Consider the following 16,736-nt stretch of genomic DNA (forward strand, 5'->3'; position numbering starts at 1 on the left):
GCCACTTCAACAGGCAGAAGCAGCAGGAGGTGATGGCAACGGGATAGGGGGGCCAGGCTCCCACGGCTAGATGGGAAGCCATCCGTAGCTAATCGCCTTGTCCTTGTATGATTTGTACCCTAAAATCCGCACAAGCCGGCTCACACAAAGTGCCGGGCTGAGGTGGATGGCGTGAGCGCAGGCATTATGCGCAACAGGCTCCTAGCGCCCCGGTTGCAGGAGGCAATCGTTGCCCGGCTGGGCTGGAGCAGCCTGCGCCCGGTGCAGGAGCAGGCCGGCGAGGCGCTGCTGGCTGGTGCCAACGCGGTGATCCTGGCGCCGACGGCCGGCGGCAAGACCGAAGCCTCCATGTTCCCCACCATCTCCCAAATGGTGGAGTCGGCCCCTGATGGCGTTGGCGCCCTCTACATCGCGCCGATCAAGGCCCTGCTCAACAACCAAGCCGAGCGCCTTGGCCTCTACACCGAAATGGTGGGCCTGCGCCGCTTCGTGTGGCATGGCGACACCGACGACTCCTCCCGCCGCAAGTTCCTCAAGGAGCCGGCCGAGCTGTTGATGACCACCCCCGAATCCCTGGAGGTGATGCTCGTCTCCCAGCGGGTGGACGAAGCCAAGCTGTTCGGTGATCTGCGGATTGTTGTGATCGACGAGGTGCATGCCCTCGCTGGCTCGGACCGGGGTGCGCACCTGATGAGCGTGCTGGAGCGCATCGCCCGGCTGTCACGCCATGACCTGCAACGAGTTGGCCTCAGCGCCACGGTCGGCAATCCTGCTGCGATCCTCATCTGGTTGCAGGGTTCCTCTCAGCGGCCGGGTCAGGTTGTAGATCCACCGAAACCTGCGAGCCGCCGCCAACTGCTGGTGGTTCACCGGCCGGAGCTGCGGTTGCTCGCCCACGATGCTGCCCGGATGGCCCAGGGCCAGAAGAGCCTGTTCTTCTGCCAATCCCGCGCCATCACAGAGAAGGTGGCCGAAACCATGCGGCGGGCTGGCACCACCGTGTTCGTGCACCACAGCGCTGTCTCCAAGGAGGAGCGCCTCCTCGCCGAGGAGGCTTTTCATCGGAGCACGGCGGATGGCAGTGGTGCTTGCATCGTCTGCACCTCCACCCTCGAGCTGGGTATCGATGTGGGTGATCTCGATCTGGTGCTCCAGGCCGATGCCCCGGACACGGTGAGCTCGTTTTTGCAGCGCATGGGCCGCACCGGCCGGCGTGATGGCCAGGCTGCCAACACCACTTTTTTCTGTGAATCCAGCGAGAGCGTGCTGCAGGCCACGGCGTTGATCGAGCTGGCCAAGCAGGGATGGGTAGAGGACGTGCCGATTCAGGGCCGCTGCTGGCCTGTGCTCATCCACCAGCTGCTCACCATGGCCTTGGCCGGTGGTGGCATAACAGCAGAAGACGCCTGGAACCACCTCTCCAAGGTGCCGGACTTCGCCGGAATCAGCCGACCAGAGTATGAACGCCTCATCCGCTGGCTGCTCGCTGATGGCGGGCTGCGGGAGGCCTCAGGCCAGCTGGTGATCGGTCCCAAAGCGGAGAAGCGCTTTGGCCGCAAGAACTTCATGGAGCTGTTTGCGGTGTTCACCAGCCCGGTCAGCTACACGGTCGTGACGGCCGCAGGGCAGCCCCTCGGTTCGCTGCAGCAGGAGTTCGTCGATCGCCTGGTCGATGGGGTCAGCAGCTTTCTGCTCGGCGGCCGGGGCTGGGTGGTGCAGCGCATCCAGCACGATGACCGCCGCGTGTTTGTGGATCCCGCTCCACGCGGCAAGCAGCCCACCTGGGGTGGCTACATCCCCCAATTCCTCGGCCTGGAGGTGTGCCAGAAGATGCGCGACATCTTGCTCTCCTCAACAGCCTTCCCCTATCTCGATACGCAAGCCGCGGCTGTCCTCGAGGAGAAGCGAGAGGTGATCCAGCCGCTCTTTCAGTCCGGCCGCGGCGGCATCGAGGTGAAAGATGGCGAACTCCGCTGGTGGACCTTCGCTGGCGGCAAGATCAACGCCACGCTGCGCTATGGCCTTGAAGCTGTCGGCGGTGACTGGAAAATCACCACCGACAACATCCTCGTCAAGGCCAAGGGTGAAGGCATAACGCCCGAGCGGTTTCACGATGCGATCCAGCGGCTGGCCTTACCTGATATCTGGGACGACGCCAAGCTCTGGAAAGATGTCGCTGAATCACTCCCTAACTACAGGCTCAGCAAGTTTCAGGACCTGATGCCGGAGTGGGTGGAGCAGGAAGTCATTTCTAAGTATCTGTTATCAGTAAAGCGAACCCAAGGATGGATAGCCGTAACGGAAATTGCCTAGAGCTAGGCAAATCGATTATCAATTCAAGTTATTTACATACTTCGGCCTCCCCTAAGGCAGTTGCTTGAAATAGGCAATAGCGATAAATTGGCATGGCTATTATGGCGGCTAAAATACAACAGGCAATGCTAGAGCTGAAAGTCAAGCAAGCATTTCTTTTCGTTGCTCTTGAGAACTTCTCCGTCAAAGCTTAGCAGGCAAGGGGCTTGAACAATTCCTGCCTCTATGATTGCGGTAAGCATCACCGAGAACCCAATCGCAATGCTCAGCCATTGGACCTGCAGCAATTGACAATGACGCAGGTCAGCTTGCCTTGTCTTTGCCAAAGTTGAGATGGCAAGCGGTTCCACAATATACTGCTGATAGGGATCCTTGCTCAGCTCTCCAGTGTTGCACAGTGAGTCAAGAATATACTCAGTCTTTAGCTTAATCGAGTCGACATCTGGGTGACTAGCCCAGTAGATCGAATACTTCCTCGTTAAAAGATCGTGCACATGAAAGCGAGTTCGATTAAATGCGTATTGCGCAATCACATACTCAAGCAGCTTGTCCCTGTCGGCTTCCTCCAATGTCTTAAGCTGAAATAGCTTCTTTCGTACAAAAGATACGACCTGCCTAAACAAGGCAATGCCGTAGGGGAACATAGTAAGCCGTTTTAGATAATAATCAATAATGCCATTAATGATGATATCGTGAATTCCCCAATATTGAACAAACTGAATTCTTCTGCCTTTTAGTCTGGCGATGCTCATCTTGGAGTCACCCGAGTATTGCTGCGCAGCCTTGTCCCACGCTTTGCCTTTAATGACAAGGCCTTGGCATGAAAGCACGAGGAAGCAAGGCTCTCTATTTTCGAGAATATGAACGCGCTGGCAATTCACATGACGAGCATCGTCTCCCGATCTTGGAATACTGCCAACACACAATCGCTCGGTTGCCCTAGCAAGCGCTGCCTTGGCCAGTAGAAGCCCTACACGAAACTTGAGCCTGTCAAGCCTCTTTAGCTGCCTTCTCATAGAACGCTTGATTTTTTCACTGAAAAGTGTTTTTGCAGGATACTTTTGGATCATCAGTAAAACAGCAGTTTCTTCTATTCGGCAGATTTATCCTATTTATTGTCTGCGCTGCTGCTTTGTATCGTGCTTCCTTGCAACCGTAGCGCCTCCTCGTATTCAGCACCGATCCCCAGCCCTGAGTCCTCATCTGGGGTCAATCGCTACCGCTGCGCGGGCCTTCGGCTACATGCCCACGTGGATCAGGCAGGCCAGGGCCAGGTCGCTTCAGCTGCCGAGCAGTGTCTTGATGCTGCGGGAGGTGCCGGGCTCATTGATCTGCAGCCCACCCTGACCGACGGGCGCCACCTCGCTGGGCAGCGCCATGAAGCGCTGCTGATCCATTCCCTCAACAGCTGCAGGGCTTGGAGGCAGGCGCCCAAAGCTCTGTCACTCCCCCCCGCCATGCCTTTGCCAGCTCGTACTTCCTCGCTAAGTCGATCCCGGCGCCCTGCCCCGGCAGCAGCTGCTGCGCACCCACATAGAGGATGCAGCAGGCCACCTGTAGGACTGAGATGGTGGTGCATCCCTCGTACCGCTGCAGTTGGTGCTTCTGGTTGGGGTTGTTCTGGCCACATCGGATTAGAAGAACGGAACTCCGCAGTGACCCATGAAGCGGCTTTTCAATTCACTTAAAAGTCATTCATAGAGGAGAAAAGAGAGAGTTAGACTGTCAAAGTCAAGCCGATCACTGTACACATATTCGGCGGCGGTGAGATCATCCAGATATGCAACCTGGCCCTCAACTGAGGTAAATCTACCATTCGGCTGTATCAGTGCGAGCCAGGCATCTAGCTGTTCATACGGGGTGGGACTGCCTGGAAGTCCATCATCTTTTTGGATGAAATGAAAGAACAGCTCGACCTGCTCATCTCCCCATGAGGGGCTAGCCTGGACACGTATTTCACGCAGCTGGCGAAGGGCTTCTCCTTCAGAAGAGTTCTTCTTGTACTTGTCCGAGAGGCGTGCGAGGAGAGGCTTTGCCATTACCACAAAGTCATCCGGAAAGGCAAAGCGTGAGCGCTTACGTTTCAATGCATCAGAAAAGTGGCGTACATCTTCATCCGTCAGACAGCCACGAACTCGCTGATACTGAAGAAAAAATGGCTTTTCTATGACCATCACGCGGTCGAGATCCACAACTAGACCTTTCTCTTGAAGCCCACGTAAATAAGCAAAACGTGGCCGCTTGCCGCATTCGACTGAGCGGACATCACCAACGGAGACCAATGGTGAAACTTCAAGAAAAGGTCTCTGCTGAAATGGACGCACGATGTCGCAAGTCTGAGTCACGATAGCCAATCCGTCTACCTGCTCTTCAACAATGTCGCCATCTACATCGTTCTCTGCTATAAGCTGCTTTGCCGATGGCGTGATGGGCATTGTGTCACAAAATCGCCAAGCGAACCAGAACTCCCCAAGTACACAATCTCCCTGCTGCCAATCATCGAGAGAATCGTCGGCTCCCTCCAGGCGAGGATCTGGTTCAGAGGATTTGTCCACGCTTCACTTTCCTCGCCTTGGCAACTCTGACCCGTCCTGAAGAAGAGATGGGTGTGTCGTCTATTTCAGCATCAAAACCTGTCAGCGAGGGTGGCATTTTATCCTTGATTTGAACAGGGTTGGCTTGGGGCGGCCGCCGGCGATGCGTTTTCACTACACCAAGCTGATCTCGCACCTCCTCATATTTATCCTGAATGAGCAATTCGAATGGTGAGCGATCACCATTTTCAAGAGGCTCGAGCAAGAGCGTACGGTTGGCACGAGCTGACCCCCTGTCAATCGTACGGATTAAAGTTAGTAGGTGATACAACTTTTCTTTATTCTTTTCTGACAGCGGCTTCCCGCTTGCCCAGAAATGCAAGGAGCGGCGCTGAACACCAAACAACCTGCTCAGCTGATCCCAAGACAGCCCTGTTTTGAATCGCAGCTCGTGAATGGCTTTGCTCGTGGGGAGATCCAGGTCTTGGTCAACACTCAGGCACCCGCCAGAAGAGGTATGCTCTGATGAATAGAGCCTGATCAGGAAATCCAGAAGATCACCGCTATAGGGATAGGATCCGGTACCGAACCCTCGGGTTACAACGTCGGCCTGCCCAAACACCTGGGACAGCCCAGAGCCTGTGGACTGCGAGTGACTCACTCCACGCGACTGCAAAGAGATCATTGTTGCTCACCTCCATAGAATGCCAGGAAATCATCGGTCACCACCCAGCGGAAAAAAGTGTAGATACGCTCGGAAAATAACTGTGCACGGTTGATTATAGCTTCCACGTCAACATTAATTGACGTATGATCAAGTGTTGACATGTCAAGATCAAGGATCCAGCTTGGTGAGTCCAAGGCTGGAATGATCAACGGGTCTAGGCCAACGTTCTTGGCTAGCTGCCCCCATCGAGCGACTAGGGTGGCATGAGGGAGATTAAATTTATTTTCAGTAATACTAAAATCTTGTTGATTGAACTGAGGCAATCCAGCAATGCCGCATATTTCATCTCTGACCAGTGATCTAATTTGATGCACGGCTTCCCCGCTAATCCGGTCGACATAGCGAACACCTAAGCGGTCGACTACGGCAGGGTTGACATGCTCAATGAGTGCAGAAACAGCCTCGCGCAAACGAGCAAGAAAGTCGGCTCGACTAGTATAAGAACTCGTCTCAATAGCCAGAAATGTTTGAGCCAGGGAAACCGTCCATGTGCTCTCAAGGTTGGCAAATCTCCACACCTTCTCTGTTTTGGTGGAAATTGAACCAGAAGACTCAAAGTTTATTTGTTGTACTTTACCGTGCGTCAACAAGGGGTACTTCGACAAGATCTCCTGCTGAAAGGGCGCCACGAACTCATCCGTGGCGACAGCGAGAACTTCCGAGAAGCGAATCTGGGCGATCACGCATACCAACGGGGCTCGCTCCAGCGCCACCTCCTCGGGGGGTGGGTCCGTGAGGGGATCATTGAAAGCAACCATGGGGTGCCTGGGCCGGGAGCATGCTGGGCTGAGCGCCCAAGTGTGAAGTGGACTGTGAAGCTAGCCTGGCAGGCCTGGCACCAGAGGCAAGAGGTTGTGAGCCCTTGACACATTCACTTCATCCGCATCGGCCGACCTGATCCTGAAGACCCCTTGCATCAGAAACCTGACCAGCCTGCGGGGTGGTCGGCAGGTTCCACGAGGCTGCAAGCATGGATTGCACTTCTGCCTGTAGCACGGTTTCCCTTGCCTTGCTCGGCCTGGCTCGGGACGCCATTGGTGCTCAGTAGTCCTCGGGAAAAAGCAGCGTGGTGATCGGGCCGCCACCCTCGCCGCGCAGGTCTTGGGTGATCACCCAGATGGTGCCGTGCCCCGGGGTGTCGTAGCTGGAGAACAGGCGCCCTTCTGCGTGACTGTGGTCTGAGTTATTGGCCGCCTTGTCCTCGGCATCGAGGTTGCCCCAATCGCGGGCGGCATGCCGATCAAGCAGGCTGATGATCACCTCATGGGATACGGCAGCGGCGACAGCGGCCGTGGCGACGACCTTGCCGAGGGAGTGGCGCATGGTGTAAAGAAGTCGAAGGTGACGCAGGGGCCAAGGTCATGGCCCCATCAGGTGGACTGAAGTCTGACCAGCTCAGCTGGCCTGGGCTGCAGCGCCAGTAACCATGGTGAGATTCCCGCCGTCGGTGTGCTGCACCAGAAAGGCCTCGATCCAGTCGTGATGCCTGCGCTGGCAGATCCGATCAGCGATCGTGTGGTCCTCGGGGGGCACCTGGAACCGCTTGCGGAAGGCCTTGGTGAACCCCTCCAGGACTGGCCGGGGGAGAGCCCTGATCGTGTCGCACAGCTGGTGGATGGTGGCTGGATCGAGGGGCGCTAGGCCTGGATCAGGAGACGGTGCTGATCCTTCTTCAATGGGTGGCTCAGTTTTCGATGTCGCCGCCACCTCGTGTTCCTGGGCACGCAGAGGCCTGGACGCCGGTTGAGCCACCACCCGCAGTTGAGTGGGCCTGACACTGCTTGGCGACCTGGAACTGGGCCGCTCCCCCGTCTCCACTGCCCCGGTGACCTCCCGCTGCTGCTTGTCATACAGCGCCAGCCCGAACGGGTTGCCGAAGGTCATCAGCGCGCGCTTCATGGCGTCGGTCTCGGCTTCCTTGAGGGCCGATTCATGGGCCTGACCAAGATCCACGTCGATGCCGTGGCCGGCGCCGCTGCCCTCGCGGATCAGGGTCGGCTGGCCGGCGGTGCTGACACTGATACGCACTCGGGCGGTGTAGGTGACACCCCAGCCGGGTTTCTGCTCCCGCCCGATGGTGCGTTCGCTCTGGTTGACGCAGCGGAGAGCAACGGTTTCCCGCTGCCAGCCGTCAAAGCCAAAGATGCGGTTTGCTTCCGCGATCACCTGCCAGCCCTCCAGGTAGCTCACCTGGCTGCGGCCCTGCTCCCGCTGGCGCACCTTGGCGCGATCCAGAGGGGCGGAGAGGGCAGTGATCTGCTCGGCGGAGAAGGTGCAGGTCATGACGGTGCTCAGGCGTGAGGAGGGATGTGGTTTGGAGAAGCGGGCCCGCCACTGCAGTGGGCCATGTCGAGGGGGCCTCTGCCCCCCGTCAGTGGATGCGCCAAGAGCGGCGGGAGAGGAGCTGGGTTCCGGTGATCTGGCGGCCAGCCTTGAGGGCCTCCTTGATGGCGTTCTTGTCCGGTTTGGTGGTGGTGGTGACGGTGAGCCACTCGCGATCGAGGGCCTCCTCGTCGTCGATCACCACGGTCTGGGACTTGCGGCTTGTGAGCTCGTGATCGGGGAACGAGAAGCGGGTGGCCGCCGGCTGCAGCTGGGTGAGGACAAAGATCAGCGATTCCTCCAGGGCATCAGCCCGGCCGGCATCACTACGGGCAAGATCGGCAAGCCGCTTGGCTTGCTGCTGGCGGTAGGCGGCCTGACCGCGCAGGTGCTCGATCACCCAGCAGGTGGCATCGGCCTTGGCGGCCAGGGCGGCTTTGTTGCCCTCCTCTGCCAAAAGAGCAGCCTCCAGCTCAGCCAGAGCTGAGGCGTGCTGCTCAGGATCATCGGCTTCCAGCTGCTCGGCCAGCTGGCCGATGGCGGTGGTGAGCTCCTGGGCCTCGATGCCCAGCTGCCATAGGGAACCAGATCGACGCAGGGAACAGGCAGGACCTTTTGCCGAGGGGGCTGCCGCTGGGGCATCGGCTGGAGCTGCGGAAATGGGGGTGAGAACGGCCATGACGGCGAGAAGAAGAGAAGAGGAACAGGGCGCGCCAGCAGGCGCAGAAGGCTTCAAGGGACGAGGGAGGCGCGTGGCTGCTGGACCTCCGCCACGGAGATCGGCACCGGCGAGCGGGAAGCCATACGCCGCGCCTGCTGCACGAGCGAGGCTGTGCCGGCACCACCGGGGAAGGCCACCACCAGCACCGAGGCGATCGACCCCGGCGATGTATGGGCCAAGGCCCGGGCGATGGCCTGCTCCAGCAGCTCGCGATTGCGGATCGGCCCGGCGGCGCGGCCATGGCGGCCCCACTCGGCCGGCATCACAAGAGAGCACCAGCCCAGCTGATGGGCGGCACGGGCAATGGCGGCATCGGCGCCCCGAGCACCGCCATGGAGCAGCAGATGGACAAGCCGCCCGCCGCTGCGGGCCAGCAGCTCGGCGGCAACCCGCTGATGGGACCAGGCCAGATCACGGCCGCCACCGGCCGCGATCACCAACGAACGAGCAGGGCCAGAACTTGGCTCGAATGAATGACAAACAACCATGAAATCAGCTGCCTTGAGGGACAACTGATCGGGGCATCATGCCGCTGATGAGAGTGCGGCAGTGATAGCGAGATCAGGGGATGAAGTTGCCGCAGGCGATGGGCTCGGGGCCTTTGGCGCGATCCTTATTCTACCAGTACAGATGCACCTTTGACACAAGCAGACCGCTTGCAGGCCAGTGGATCTTGGCAATCACAGGACACCAAGACCGAGCCCATACCAGCCCTGGCTGAGCAACCAGCAACCCTCCAAATTCAGCACCCAGGCAGCAGCGAATGGCCGCGCAGCCGCGCGCAGCAAGACCTGCAATCAGAGCCCCTTGATTCATCCCTCGCTCGCCGAATCACCACGGGCACCGCAGCCGCGGGCATGCCCTTCCGCCTCATACCCCCACCACGGCCCCAGCGCGGAGGGCAGCGGCGGCTGTCTGACGTCAGCCACGGCCCAGCCGTGGCAAGTTCAGGACGGCCGCCGCTGACCGGAGCAGCTCGCCAGCGCAGCCAGGTGTCAACGGCCTGCCGAGGGTGATGGCAAGAGCTCTGTGGACAGAGTGTCAGAAACTCACGTAGTCTTCTGACACAACAGAGCACAACAAGGCCCACAGAGCCGCCATGTCAGTACTGAGCGAGCAGATCCTGGAAGCCGCGGGCAAGCGCCCGGATGGATCCCTGCTGGCTGCCAAGCAGTTCCTGGCGCTGGCCAACCGCGCTGCGGTGGACCAGGCCCTGAGGCGCCTGGCCGCTCGCGGCAAGCTCGTGAAAATCACCCGCGGCCGCTACGCCCTGCCCATCACCAGTCGCTTTGGCATCAGGCCTCCGGCGCCGGAGGTGGTGATCGCTCAGCTCAACCAGGAGGGTGCCCAGCAGCTGGTGAGTAGCGGTGCCGCCGCGGCCAATGCCCTTGGCCTCACCACCCAGATGCCGGTGCAGCAGACCTTCCTGGCCCGCACCCGCAGCCAGAAGCGCTACGTCTTCGGGAAGCAGCAGGTCACGATCCGTCCGGCAGCCGCCTGTAACTTCCTGCTGCCCGATCGCCCTGCTGGCCAGGCGATCCGAGCACTCATCTGGCTTGGCCCCGATCAGGCTTCAGCAGCCATGCCGACGCTCCGCCGTGTGCTGCCGCCGGTGGAGTGGGATGGCCTGCTCGCCGTTCGCGCCGAGCTGCCCCTGTGGCTGGCGGAGCTGCTGAGTGAACAGGCTCTAGAGCCGCAGAAGGCTCATGGCTGAGTCCTGGTTCGCGCTTTCCCCAGAGGACCAGAAGGAAGCCCTGGCGGTCGCTGCTGCCGAATCTGGCTGGCCGGCCAACCTGCTGGAAAAGGACATCTGGGTGGTCTGGGCCCTGCAGACCCTGGGGGCAGAGCAACAGTTGCTGGAGACCCTCACCTTCAAGGGGGGCACTTCGCTCTCGAAGGCCTATGGGCTGATCGATCGCTTCTCGGAAGACGTCGATCTCACCCTCAACATCCAGCACCTCTGGCCTGAGGTTGATCTCTCAGCAGCAGTCAATCCCAGCCAGGCGGACAAGCGCCGAAAAGCCGCAGATAGAAAACTCAAACAGTGGGTCCGGGAGATCCCCATGCCGCTGCTCCAGGCTGCTGCCGCTGCAGCCGGTGTCACCCTTGAGCTGGATCTGGAGCAGCCAGAAGCAGGCCGCCGGCAGCCACCCACCATCGTCATCCACTACCAACCGCTGATCCCAGCGGCAGACAACAGTTCCGGTTATGTGCGGCCGACGGTGCGGCTGGAGTTCGGCGCCCACTCCACCGGTGAACCGCATGGGCCGATGCCCATCTCATGCGAAGCGGCGACCCATCTGGCGATGCTTGACTTCCCTGCCGCCAGGCCACTGGTGATGGACCCGAAGCGCACCTTCCTGGAGAAGGCCGCGGCCATCCATGTCTCATGCAGGAAGGGCCGCTGGGGCAGCGGCGAGGGCGAGCGCTATTCACGGCACTGGTATGACCTCGATCGCCTGGCCCGTGCAGGTATCGCGGAGGCGGCGATCCGTGACCGGCCCCTCGCCGTTGAGGTGGCACAGCACAAGGAGGACTTCTGGCGTGCCACCGACGCCGATGAGCAGCCCATCAACTACCTCCACGCCCTCAATGGCAACCTGCAGCTGGTGCCGATCGACGCCGCTCGGCAGGCCCTGGAGGCTGACTACAAAGCCATGACCGACTCGGGCATGCTGCGCGGCGAGATCCCGAGCTTCGCCGAGCTGCTGCAGCGAATCGCACTGTTGGAGCAGCAGTGCAATGCCATCGGCAGCACTTTCACCTGAAGCCCAGCCCTGCAACAGCAGCCTCCTTGGCACGCGGGAAACCGCGTCGACCGGCGAGCTCCAGGGCCACCCCAATCAGTGGGGGATGCACCGGAGGAGACACCTCACTCCCCCACCAGAGCAGGAGCCCTGACTGCGATCTCCCAATGGGGGGATCAGGGGGAGCGGGGATCCTTGTTTTTTCCATTCATGTCCACAACAAGGGGGGTAGGAAAAAGAAGAGCCAAAACCAGTCCCCCTCTCCCCCCTTACCTCAGATCCCTTGTGATCACTTGTTTGTTCTGGGGGAGAAGCCCTGCTCCCCCATCACCTCCCCTGCTCCCCTATGCGGGGAGTTCACCAGTGGCCCGGTAGAGCAGCCCACCTCTGGGGCCCTCGCTTACCTCTCCGACACCCAGCTCTGCCAGAGCCTGCATGGCCTGCTCGGCCAGGGCGGCATTGGTTCCCTTCTTCTCCTTGGAGTTCATCTGCTGGCGCAGCTGCCCCCAGGTGACCGCGCTCCTGGCCTTGCGCGCCAGGGTGTGAATGCGCCGCATCAGCGACGAAACGCCTCCTTCCTCGTCACCCGCCGCGGCCTGCTCATGGAAGCCCAAGGCCCAGTCATCCATCGTGTCGACCAACTCGATGGCCCGCTGCAGCGTGGCCACCGGAACCTCCAGCTCACCCTGCTCATTCAGCACCGCCAGCTCCAGCAGGTGCAGCAACACCGCGACCCGCAACACCTTGCCCGCTGACTTGCCATACAGCGCACCCTGAGCATCAAGCCGGGCCTGCTGCGCCTGGATTTGCTTGTTGTGCTCGTAGACACTGAAGGCCTCGATCGCCTCAAGATCCAGCTGGTAGCGATGCGCCGGCATCGTGTAGATCCGGCGGGCATAGGCCTGCAGAGCCTGATTCGCACCGTTCACGGCTGCCACGCCCTCGTCGCTGATCAGGGTGGGCAGGGGCACCGTGTTCTCCGGCAAGGGCGAAAACAGGAAACGTGCCCATTTGCCTGATGGGTCGCCGCCCTTGATCAGCTCCCGCAACACACCGGGCTGAATGGCCCCGTAAATGCTCACCTGGCAGCGGTCATAACTGCGATCACCGGCTGACACCCGCAGCGAGGTGTAGGCCTGCCCGTCAAACAGCTCGAGCAACTGCTGTTCATCGGAGCCTCTGCCCGATCGGTAGGCGTTCATCGAGCCAAACAGGCCCGAGAGCTCATCGCGCAGCACCAGCACACTCAGGCCTCGTTTATCGAGTTCCTGCAACTGCTGAACGAAGGCCTCTCCGGTGTAGTCCTGAATCTGCAGGTAGATCGCCACCGGCTTGGGCGGTCGCTCGTCCTTGGTCTTGCAGCCTCTGCACTGCTCACGCCAGGCCTCCATCGCACGGGTGTTGGCGGCAGCCATTTCCCGTTTGAGCTCGTGCGCCGGTCGGCGGACCAGCAGCTTCTCTAATGGCGTTTTCTTCTGACCGGAGCGGCCCACCGTGGCGACATACAGATTCGCCGGGGTGACGAAATCGGTGTAGGGGTTGCCGCAGATCGTCGTGCCCAGCTTCACCAGGCCGCTGATGCCAGCCAGATAGGCCGTCGCCACCACGTGATCGCAGTACGGCAAGTATTCCGTGATTCGCTTGAGCGCATCCGCCAACGGCAGCGGGAACAGGCGATCCAAAGTGATGGGTGCACGCGCCTGGTGCCGAGCCAGGTCCTCTTCCAGAGCGCTGGCTTCCTGCAGCAGGACATCCCGCTGCTCCTCCTCCAGCCGGACGGCGGCGAGCAACTGCCTGAGTTCCTGGGGATGGAGCTCGGCTGCATCCACCAGATCCCCGAGCAACAGCTCCAACTCGGTGGGCGACTGATGGGCTGCAACCGCTTCCCGCAGCCGATCGCGGCACTCCTCACGGCTCAGCGGCGGTGGCTTGCTGGGACCGGAAGAGGCATCAGCGGATGCCCCACTGCTTGCGCCTTGGGACTCGCCGCGGCCGCGCCAACGGCGGGTGCGATCACCAGACAGCCAGGCGTAGTGGCGCTCCGCCTTATCGGGATCGCTGGGGCGACAGCCCGCCCGATCGATGGACGCCAGAACCCGCTCCGCCTTGTCGCCGATGTCGAGGGCGGCAATTGCCTGCCCCAGCAGCTGGTCAGGATCACCCTCAAACCTCAATCCCTGATCCAGCAGGAGGTTGTGCCAGCTCCAGAGCTCCTTCACGAAGCCGGTGAGCTGGAGGCTCCGATCGGGCGCGGCTGATGCATCCCCGCCATAGGGCCGTCCTCCCGCCAGCACGTCCTGCGCCTTGCTGCCGATCAGGTCAGCCAGCTGCGGGCAGGTGCTTACGCCCGTCGGTGCTCGCCGCTCACTGGCCGGCGGCGGCAGCAACGGTGGCGATGGGGCGGCCGGCTCTGGCGCGACCTTGACCTCCGGGAAGATGCCGATGGAAGCCAGGTCAGGCACCTCCATAAAGCGGTAGGCCGCCTCGGGGTTGATCAGCTCATAGGGGCCCTTGCCATTGCGGGTCGGGGCACAGACCGACACCCGCGTGCCGGCAAGAACTTCGCCGCGATGCGGACCGCCCTGTTCTGTCGTGAAGTTGCAGTGCAGGCCACCTCCAGGTCGCTGCCAGCTGACCATCCGATCCGTGACCCGGACATAGATGTGCACCCCGCCGCTGGGGGTGCGCTCCATGCGGGTGTCAGCGAGCACTGGGTACCTGTCGACCAGGTTCATCCAGTCCTCTTCCAGGTTCTGAACGCTGCCGTAGTGCTTGGTGTCGAAGTCGATCGACACCACTTCCCCGCCGGGGATGACAGCCAGGCCGATCTCCTTGCCCAGTCGCTCAGCTATCGCAATCCGCTCCAACAGCATCTCGGGCGGTACCGGGCGCGCATGGCTGATCAGCTGGGGCTCACCATCTCCACGCCAGAACGATGGGTTCTTGCCCGTGATCGCGGGCTGCAAGGCGCCGCTCTTGAGAACAGGCTCCCACTCACCGGTGGCCTGGCTCTTGCGGCGCCTGGGGCATAGCTCCGCTGGTAGCTCCACCGGAATGATGGTCTGCAGCTGGATGCCCTGAGACGACAGGCGACTAACTTCCTCCCAGAGCAGGTCGTAAGCAGAGGGTTCAGACATCACCCCTCAGCCAGACACTTGCCTTCTCTGGATGTAACAGCACCAACCGCGCTGTGATGAACTGCAGTAGCCTCATGAGATCCCTCTCGTGTCCCCGTTGCCCTGCCAGGCGCGGGGATTTTTTATTGACCTGATTTCTCGGCAGAACAGCGCAGCTGATCTAACCCACTCCGGATCAGGGCCCTTGCGACCGCTGAGCGTGTCGCCCGAAGACGCAACGCAGCACGGTCGATCTCAGCAATGACATCGGGCTGAACCTTGATGTTCAGCTGTTCTGTCGGACGGGGCTCAATCCTGATCACTGGAGGAATACCAGGAACATACAGAAGTGTTATTCAGCTGACTCGGATAATCCACTCCCAAGTTTGGGAGGCAATTTGGGAGGCAAGTTGGGAGTGGATTAGATAGGGCACCAGAAGCAATGCTTTGAGTACGCCACAAGACGGCACAAAATGGACAACGTGGTCACTGAACTCACTGCTCAGCTGGCACAGCTCTCAGCCCAACTCAAGCTGCTGAATGCACAGAACCAGCCGCAGCCCGCGCATAAAGCAAGCCCCTGGCTACCCCTGCGCGAAGCAGCACAACTACTGCACTTCAAATCACCCCGCGCCCTCAAGGCCCGGATCTTGCGCGGCGGCTTCCCTCCCGACTGCTACCGGCAGCTGCCCTCACCCTCTGGCAAGCGCCACTCCTATCTGGTGAATGTGGAGCGCTATCTCAAGACGCTGCGCTGAGCACGGCCTGCAGTGACTCCATCTCGTGGGCATCAAACCAGCGCTGGTAGACGCTGCTATGCACCGCAAGGCTGTGGCCCATCGACTTAGCGGCCAGCGACGGGGAGATCTTCGGGTTGTGAATCGCCCGAACCGCCCAGGCATGGCGCAGGTCATAGGGCTGAAATGCAGCCCCAGCACGGCGAAACGCCTGCCCCATCAAGGCACCGACATCCCGGTGGCTGCGCTTCTGGTTGAAGGCCGGGAGGCGCTTGTTCTGCAGCGACCAGCGTTCGATCCAGTCGGCCGGTAACGCCAGCGACTGACGTGAACCGGTCTTGCCATCAGTAATGCGGAGTAGCCCGGACGGCTGCACCTCTGCGAACAGCAGCGCCTCGTGAGGCCGGCAGCCGTAGGTGGCGGCTACCGCCACAGGCCACTGCCATGACGCAGAGAGGCCATCGATCAACGCCTCGATTGCCTCGTCGCGAGGCAGCTCGCGCGGAGACTGACTGCGTGCCGCGCTGTAGCCCTTGCCAAGTTCCCGCAGTTGGGACACCAGCTCCTCGGGCCAGTCGAGCGCCCTGGCCACGGTGGCCGCAGCCTGGGAGGCCCGCCGGCGCGACCGACTGCCAGCCGTTGTGGCCTCCACCACAGCCACCAGGTGCGCAGGCTCGAGGTTGCTGATCGCGATCAGCGGCGCTAGCGGTGCTTCGTAGTCGACCTTCCAGCTGTCGTCAGCGGAAGGTCCTCGGCGCCGCTGCTTCCCCCACCAGCCGCGGGTCAGGCGGATCGCCTGGCGTCCGCTGACCCCCTGCGACTCTTCTGTCGCTTCCGATTGCGGGTCCTGCCGTTGACGCCCCTTCGGCAGCCATGGGATCCAATCAAAGGTCTCTGCCCCAAGCCGGTGGCGCTCCAGCGCATTGCCAAGCTGCTCGGCCAGCTGCAGTGCCTCGCTGGCCTGATCCGGATAGGCGAGGCCCGTGCTGATTCGGTGTTGCCTGAGTCCCGTCCCAAGCGGATCGGTCGGCCGCGGCGGCATGGTCGCCCGTAGCCGCACCCGAGCACCCACCACATCGAGGGTGACTCCGTGGCCTTTCAGCTTCAGAGCAGCGTTCTGGCGGCTGAGCCAGGGATCTGAGGGGGGCACCGGACTTGCCTAACCACTTGCCTAATCGTGGTCGATCCGTGCCGATTTGCCTAGCTTTTTGCCTAACAACCAGGGGTGGGCAGAGGGCTTTTCCGGGGCCTTTCTTCCCTGAAAACCCTCTCTGCGACTGGGGGTTTTAAGAACGGGGCTGGCGGGACTCGAACCCACGACCTACGGTTTAGGAAACCGTCGCTCTATCCGGCTGAGCTACAGCCCCATCCCTGTGATTATGAAGGCTGCCGGACCCCGCCACGGCCAGTGCCTGACACCCTGAACCCCGGAACAGGGCAAGGGCCTGCTCGGACGTCTTCACTTGAAAACCCAGCGCTGGACTGGGGATCCTGGCCCGGGACCAGGCTGTGCGGGTTC

The 16,736-nt window shown here is 61.1% G+C and carries 15 protein-coding genes and 1 tRNA gene; 4 read left to right on the forward strand and 12 right to left on the reverse strand.

The genetic code is table 11. The features are described from left to right. The first annotated feature begins 171 nt into the window (after window positions 1-171). Window positions 172-2,313, forward strand: a complete 2,142-nt coding sequence (locus KBZ33_RS13100) for a DEAD/DEAH box helicase (protein ID WP_254953754.1) — start codon at window positions 172-174, stop codon at window positions 2,311-2,313. 128 nt (window positions 2,314-2,441) lie between these two features. On the opposite strand, the gene KBZ33_RS13105 is transcribed toward KBZ33_RS13100, so the two are convergent. From KBZ33_RS13105 to KBZ33_RS13140, 8 genes are all read right to left on the reverse strand, one after another. Further along, window positions 2,442-3,383: a hypothetical protein gene (locus KBZ33_RS13105; RefSeq protein WP_254953753.1), complete on the reverse strand. Its 942-nt coding sequence runs from the start codon at window positions 3,381-3,383 to the stop codon at window positions 2,442-2,444. Between the two features lie 621 nt (window positions 3,384-4,004). Continuing rightward, window positions 4,005-4,868, reverse strand: coding sequence for a hypothetical protein (locus KBZ33_RS13110; RefSeq protein WP_254953752.1), 864 nt, complete (start codon window positions 4,866-4,868; stop codon window positions 4,005-4,007). After that, window positions 4,852-5,469: a hypothetical protein gene (locus tag KBZ33_RS13115; RefSeq protein ID WP_255011793.1), complete on the reverse strand. Its 618-nt coding sequence runs from the start codon at window positions 5,467-5,469 to the stop codon at window positions 4,852-4,854. Before KBZ33_RS13115 ends, KBZ33_RS13110 begins: the two co-directional genes overlap by 17 nt. A 59-nt stretch (window positions 5,470-5,528) precedes the next feature. Continuing rightward, a complete protein-coding gene (locus KBZ33_RS13120) occupies window positions 5,529-6,332 on the reverse strand; it encodes a TIGR04255 family protein (RefSeq protein ID WP_254953749.1) in 804 nt (267 codons plus the stop codon). Between the two features lie 283 nt (window positions 6,333-6,615). Then, window positions 6,616-6,897, reverse strand: a complete 282-nt coding sequence (locus tag KBZ33_RS13125; RefSeq protein WP_254953747.1) for a hypothetical protein — start codon at window positions 6,895-6,897, stop codon at window positions 6,616-6,618. Between the two features lie 72 nt (window positions 6,898-6,969). Further along, window positions 6,970-7,857, reverse strand: a complete 888-nt coding sequence (locus KBZ33_RS13130) for an RAD52 family DNA repair protein (RefSeq protein ID WP_254953745.1) — start codon at window positions 7,855-7,857, stop codon at window positions 6,970-6,972. An 88-nt stretch (window positions 7,858-7,945) separates the two neighbouring features. Next, on the reverse strand, window positions 7,946-8,575 hold the full coding sequence (locus KBZ33_RS13135; protein ID WP_254953743.1) for a siphovirus Gp157 family protein: 630 nt from the start codon (window positions 8,573-8,575) through the stop codon (window positions 7,946-7,948). A 53-nt stretch (window positions 8,576-8,628) separates the two neighbouring features. Continuing rightward, window positions 8,629-9,054 (reverse strand): hypothetical protein, encoded by a 426-nt coding sequence (locus KBZ33_RS13140; protein ID WP_254953779.1) that lies wholly within the window; start codon window positions 9,052-9,054, stop codon window positions 8,629-8,631. Between the two features lie 662 nt (window positions 9,055-9,716). On the opposite strand from KBZ33_RS13140, the gene KBZ33_RS13145 reads away from it, so the two are divergent. Together KBZ33_RS13145 and KBZ33_RS13150 are read left to right on the forward strand one after the other, a co-directional pair. Beyond that, window positions 9,717-10,331 carry a DUF6088 family protein gene (locus KBZ33_RS13145; protein WP_254953741.1) on the forward strand — a complete coding sequence of 205 codons (615 nt, stop codon included), beginning with the start codon at window positions 9,717-9,719 and terminating at the stop codon, window positions 10,329-10,331. Next, entirely contained in the window at window positions 10,324-11,385 is a 1,062-nt protein-coding gene (locus tag KBZ33_RS13150; RefSeq protein ID WP_254953739.1) for a nucleotidyl transferase AbiEii/AbiGii toxin family protein, read from the forward strand. The genes KBZ33_RS13145 and KBZ33_RS13150 overlap by 8 nt, the downstream gene beginning before the upstream one ends. A gap of 323 nt (window positions 11,386-11,708) precedes the next feature. Here KBZ33_RS13150 and KBZ33_RS13155 read toward each other — a convergent pair whose 3' ends face one another. Beyond that, the gene (locus KBZ33_RS13155) at window positions 11,709-14,501 is read right to left on the reverse strand and encodes a DUF3987 domain-containing protein (RefSeq protein ID WP_254953737.1); all 2,793 of its coding nucleotides are present in this window, start codon (window positions 14,499-14,501) and stop codon (window positions 11,709-11,711) included. A gap of 122 nt (window positions 14,502-14,623) precedes the next feature. Then, window positions 14,624-14,803 (reverse strand): ribbon-helix-helix protein, CopG family, encoded by a 180-nt coding sequence (locus tag KBZ33_RS21845; RefSeq protein WP_396108483.1) that lies wholly within the window; start codon window positions 14,801-14,803, stop codon window positions 14,624-14,626. 150 nt (window positions 14,804-14,953) lie between these two features. Here KBZ33_RS21845 and KBZ33_RS13160 point away from each other — a divergent pair, with 150 nt between their 5' ends. Then, window positions 14,954-15,238: a hypothetical protein gene (locus KBZ33_RS13160; RefSeq protein ID WP_254953735.1), complete on the forward strand. Its 285-nt coding sequence runs from the start codon at window positions 14,954-14,956 to the stop codon at window positions 15,236-15,238. Here KBZ33_RS13160 and KBZ33_RS13165 read toward each other — a convergent pair. Beyond that, window positions 15,222-16,367: an integrase gene (locus KBZ33_RS13165; RefSeq protein ID WP_254953734.1), complete on the reverse strand. Its 1,146-nt coding sequence runs from the start codon at window positions 16,365-16,367 to the stop codon at window positions 15,222-15,224. The two genes, KBZ33_RS13160 and KBZ33_RS13165, sit on opposite strands and share 17 nt — an antisense overlap. 143 nt (window positions 16,368-16,510) lie before the next feature. Continuing rightward, a tRNA-Arg gene (locus KBZ33_RS13170) sits at window positions 16,511-16,584 on the reverse strand. Window positions 16,585-16,736 lie beyond the last annotated feature (152 nt).

The organism is Cyanobium sp. Cruz-8D1 (genome assembly GCF_024345975.1).
Taxonomy (GTDB): Bacteria; Cyanobacteriota; Cyanobacteriia; order PCC-6307; family Cyanobiaceae; genus Cyanobium.